The 5,158-nt window shown below is 56.7% G+C and carries 3 rRNA genes; all 3 read left to right on the top strand.

The features are described from left to right. Positions 1 to 4: 4 nt before the first annotated feature. The 3 genes from BLV96_RS48940 to rrf all read left to right on the top strand — a co-directional run bounded on the left by BLV96_RS48940 (position 5) and on the right by rrf (position 5,155). Positions 5 to 1,526 (top strand): 16S ribosomal RNA (locus tag BLV96_RS48940). A gap of 322 nt (positions 1,527 to 1,848) precedes the next feature. Next, positions 1,849 to 4,970, top strand: a 23S ribosomal RNA gene (locus BLV96_RS48935). Between the two features lie 68 nt (positions 4,971 to 5,038). Beyond that, positions 5,039 to 5,155 (top strand): 5S ribosomal RNA (rrf, locus tag BLV96_RS48930). The 16S, 23S and 5S rRNA genes sit together here, the layout of an rRNA operon. Positions 5,156 to 5,158 lie beyond the last annotated feature (3 nt).

Below are 5,158 nucleotides of genomic sequence, written 5' to 3'. Positions count from 1 at the left end.
TTCATTGTTGGAGAGTTTGATCCTGGCTCAGGACGAACGCTGGCGGCGTGCTTAACACATGCAAGTCGAACGCTGAACCACTTTCGGGTGGGGATGAGTGGCGAACGGGTGAGTAACACGTGGGTAATCTGCCCTGCACTCTGGGATAAGCCTTGGAAACGAGGTCTAATACCGGATATCACAACTTCTCGCATGGGGAGTTGTTGAAAGTTCTGGCGGTGCAGGATGAACCCGCGGCCTATCAGCTTGTTGGTGGGGTAATGGCCTACCAAGGCGACGACGGGTAGCCGGCCTGAGAGGGTGACCGGCCACACTGGGACTGAGACACGGCCCAGACTCCTACGGGAGGCAGCAGTGGGGAATATTGCACAATGGGCGCAAGCCTGATGCAGCGACGCCGCGTGAGGGATGACGGCCTTCGGGTTGTAAACCTCTTTCGCCAGGGACGAAGCGCAAGTGACGGTACCTGGATAAGAAGCACCGGCTAACTACGTGCCAGCAGCCGCGGTAATACGTAGGGTGCGAGCGTTGTCCGGATTTATTGGGCGTAAAGAGCTCGTAGGCGGTTTGTCGCGTCGGCCGTGAAATCTCCACGCTTAACGTGGAGCGTGCGGTCGATACGGGCAGACTTGAGTTCGGTAGGGGAGACTGGAATTCCTGGTGTAGCGGTGAAATGCGCAGATATCAGGAGGAACACCGGTGGCGAAGGCGGGTCTCTGGGCCGATACTGACGCTGAGGAGCGAAAGCGTGGGGAGCGAACAGGATTAGATACCCTGGTAGTCCACGCTGTAAACGTTGGGCGCTAGGTGTGGGCGACATTCCACGTTGTCCGTGCCGTAGCTAACGCATTAAGCGCCCCGCCTGGGGAGTACGGCCGCAAGGCTAAAACTCAAAGGAATTGACGGGGGCCCGCACAAGCGGCGGAGCATGTGGATTAATTCGATGCAACGCGAAGAACCTTACCTGGGCTTGACATGCGCCAGACATCCCCAGAGATGGGGCTTCCCTTGTGGTTGGTGTACAGGTGGTGCATGGCTGTCGTCAGCTCGTGTCGTGAGATGTTGGGTTAAGTCCCGCAACGAGCGCAACCCTTATCCTACGTTGCCAGCGCGTTATGGCGGGGACTCGTGGGAGACTGCCGGGGTCAACTCGGAGGAAGGTGGGGATGACGTCAAGTCATCATGCCCCTTATGTCCAGGGCTTCACACATGCTACAATGGCTGGTACAGAGGGCTGCGATACCGCGAGGTGGAGCGAATCCCTTAAAGCCGGTCTCAGTTCGGATCGCAGTCTGCAACTCGACTGCGTGAAGTCGGAGTCGCTAGTAATCGCAGATCAGCAACGCTGCGGTGAATACGTTCCCGGGCCTTGTACACACCGCCCGTCACGTCATGAAAGTCGGTAACACCCGAAGCCCATGGCCCAACCCCGTAAGGGGAGGGAGTGGTCGAAGGTGGGACTGGCGATTGGGACGAAGTCGTAACAAGGTAGCCGTACCGGAAGGTGCGGCTGGATCACCTCCTTTCTAAGGAGCACAACACATCCACGTTCCCGGGATACCCGGAACTCGAGCGTGGGGTGGCTGAGGCTTAACACCCGCACGTGGTGTTGTCTCGGTTGCTCAAGGAATTGTGGAACTACTGGTTATCGCCGGCGACGGTGAGCGAAGTCCGCGTGAGTACTGATCCGCAAGGGTCGTGGAAAGCACGCACCGAGCTCGGGTGGCCGGCTGTTCACGAAGCACACTGTTGGGTCCTGAGGCAACACGCCGAGGGGCTAAACCCCCTAGGGACGTTTGTTTCTGGTGTGGTGTTTGAGAACTGTAGAGTGGATGCGAGCATCTTTGTGGTCAAGTTGTTAAGGGCACATGGTGGATGTCTTGGCTTCAGGAGCCGATGAAGGACGTAGGAGGCTGCGATAAGCCTCGGGGAGCTGTCAACCGAGCTGTGATCCGAGGATTTCCGAATGGGGAAACCCAGCACCAGTGATGTGGTGTTACCCGCACCTGAATATATAGGGTGTGTGGAGGGAACGCGGGGAAGTGAAACATCTCAGTACCCGTAGGAAGAGAAAACAACCGTGATTCCGTGAGTAGTGGCGAGCGAAAGCGGAAGAGGCTAAACCGTGCGTATGTCAAGCTGTCAGGCGTTGTACGTGCGGTGTTGTGGGACCCGCCTTGAAGAGACTGACATTTCTTCGGGTTGTTGTGCTGGTTAGTGGAACCGCTTGGGATGGCGGGCCGGAGTGGGTGAGAGCCCCGTACGCGAAAACCAGTTTCAAGGACCTTGGTGGTGTTCCCGAGTAGCAGCGAGCTCGTGGAATTTGCTGTGAATCTGCCGGGACCACCCGGTAAGCCTAAATACTTCCTGAAGACCGATAGCGGACGAGTACCGTGAGGGAAAGATGAAAAGTACCCCGGGAGGGGAGTGAAAGAGTACCTGAAACCGTGTGCCTACAAGCCGTCAGAGCTCACTTGTTGGGTGATGGCGTGCCTTTTGAAGAATGAGCCTGCGAGTTAGTGCTGCGTGGCGAGGTTAACCCGTGTGGGGTAGCCGTAGCGAAAGCGAGTCTGAATAGGGCGAATGAGTCGCGTGGTCTAGACCCGAAGCGGAGTGATCTACCCATGGCCAGGGTGAAGCGACGGTAAGACGTCGTGGAGGCCCGAACCCACTTAGGTTGAAAACTGAGGGGATGAGCTGTGGGTAGGGGTGAAAGGCCAATCAAACTCCGTGATAGCTGGTTCTCCCCGAAATGCATTTAGGTGCAGCGTCACGTGTTTCTTGCCGGGGGTAGAGCTACTGGATGGTCTAGGGGCCTTACCGGGTTACCGAAATCAACCAAACTCCGAATACCGGTTAGTGAGAGCGTGGCAGTGAGACGGCGGGGGATAAGCTTCGTCGTCGAGAGGGAAACAGCCCAGAACACCAGCTAAGGCCCCTAAGTGTGTGCTCAGTGGGAAAGGATGTGGGATTGCCCAGACAACCAGGAGGTTGGCTTAGAAGCAGCCACCCTTGAAAGAGTGCGTAATAGCTCACTGGTCAAGTGGTCCTGCGCCGACAATGTAGCGGGGCTTAAGCACACCGCCGAAGCTGTGTCATTCATGCAATACATCGGCTCGATCCCTTGAGGGTCGTGTCTAGTGGTATGGATGGGTAGGGGAGCGTCCTGCATCCAGGGAAGCGGCGGCGGAAGCCAGTCGTGGAGGGTGTGGGAGTGAGAATGCAGGCATGAGTAGCGAATGCAGAGTGAGAAACTCTGCCGCCGGATGACCAAGGGTTCCTGGGCCAGGCTAATCCGCCCAGGGTAAGTCGGGACCTAAGGCGAGGCCGACAGGCGTAGTCGATGGACAACGGGTTGATATTCCCGTACCCGAGCATGTGCGCCCATGACGAGGCGTTTGATACTAACCACCCAAAGCGTGCCGGCGAAGCCTTCGGGCAGAGTTGGCATTGTGGAGCGTGGGACCTGATTTCGTAGTAGTCAAGCGATGGGGTGACGCAGGAAGGTAGCTCCGCCAGGCGATGGTTGTCCTGGTGTAAGCGTGTAGGGAAGCCGGTAGGCAAATCCGTCAGTTCCATAGGCTGAGACGTGATGCGTAGCCGTTTGAGGCGAAGTAGAGTGATCCTATGCTGCCGAGAAAAGCCTCTAGTGAGTGCATGCACGGCCCGTACCCCAAACCAACACAGGTGGTCAGGTAGAGAATACCAAGGCGATCGGGTGAACTGTGGTTAAGGAACTCGGCAAAATGCCCCCGTAACTTCGGGAGAAGGGGGGCCAAACATCCTGAAGTCCTTTACGGACTAGGGGTGGGTGGCCGCAGAGACCAGCGGAAAGCGACTGTTTACTAAAAACACAGGTCCATGCGAAGTCGCAAGACGATGTATATGGACTGACGCCTGCCCGGTGCTGGAACGTTAAGAGGACCGGTTAGCCAGCAATGGCGAAGCTGAGAATTTAAGCGCCAGTAAACGGCGGTGGTAACTATAACCATCCTAAGGTAGCGAAATTCCTTGTCGGGTAAGTTCCGACCTGCACGAATGGCGTAACGACTTTCCGGCTGTCTCAACCACAGGCCCGGCGAAATTGCACTACGAGTAAAGATGCTCGTTACGCGCGGCAGGACGGAAAGACCCCGGGACCTTTACTATAGTTTGGTATTGGTTTTCGGTTCGGCTTGTGTAGGATAGGTGGGAGACTGTGAAGTGGTCACGCTAGTGGCTGTGGAGTCGTTGTTGAAATACCACTCTGGTCGAATTGGGAATCTGAACCTCGGGCCATGATCTGGTTCAGGGACAGTGCCTGATGGGTAGTTTAACTGGGGCGGTTGCCTCCTAAAGAGTAACGGAGGCGCCCAAAGGTTCCCTCAGCCTGGTTGGCAATCAGGTGTTGAGTGCAAGTGCACAAGGGAGCTTGACTGTGAGACAGACATGTCGAGCAGGGACGAAAGTCGGGACTAGTGATCCGGCACCTCCTGGTGGAAGGGGTGTCGCTCAACGGATAAAAGGTACCCCGGGGATAACAGGCTGATCTTGCCCAAGAGTCCATATCGACGGCATGGTTTGGCACCTCGATGTCGGCTCGTCGCATCCTGGGGCCGGAGTAGGTCCCAAGGGTTGGGCTGTTCGCCCATTAAAGCGGCACGCGAGCTGGGTTTAGAACGTCGTGAGACAGTTCGGTCCCTATCCGCCGCGCGCGTAGGATACTTGAGGAAGGCTGTCCCTAGTACGAGAGGACCGGGACGGACGAACCTCTGGTGTGCCAGTTGTTCCGCCAGGGGCATGGCTGGTTGGCCACGTTCGGAAGGGATAACCGCTGAAGGCATCTAAGCGGGAAGCCTGTTCCAAGATGAGGTATCCCACCCTTTGTGGGTTAAGGCTCCCAAGAGACCATTGGGTTGATAGGCCAGAAATGGAAGCACAGTAATGTGTTGTCGAGTTGACTGGTACTAATAGGCCGAGGACTTGTCTACGAAGATGTTGCGCATCCACTCTACGGTTCTGAAACACCACGCCAGGTGCGTGTGTTGTTTCGGAGTGTTTCGGTGGTTTTAGCGTCAGGGAAACGCCCGGTCCCATTCCGAACCCGGAAGCTAAGCCTGACAGCGCCGATGGTACTGCAACCGAAGGGTTGTGGGAGAGTAGGACACCGCCGAACTTA

This window comes from Amycolatopsis pretoriensis, assembly GCF_900107925.1.
Classification (GTDB): Bacteria; Actinomycetota; Actinomycetes; order Mycobacteriales; family Pseudonocardiaceae; genus Amycolatopsis; species Amycolatopsis pretoriensis.
Note: the sequence above shows the minus strand (reverse complement) of the source record. Positions and strands in the feature narration are given on the sequence as shown.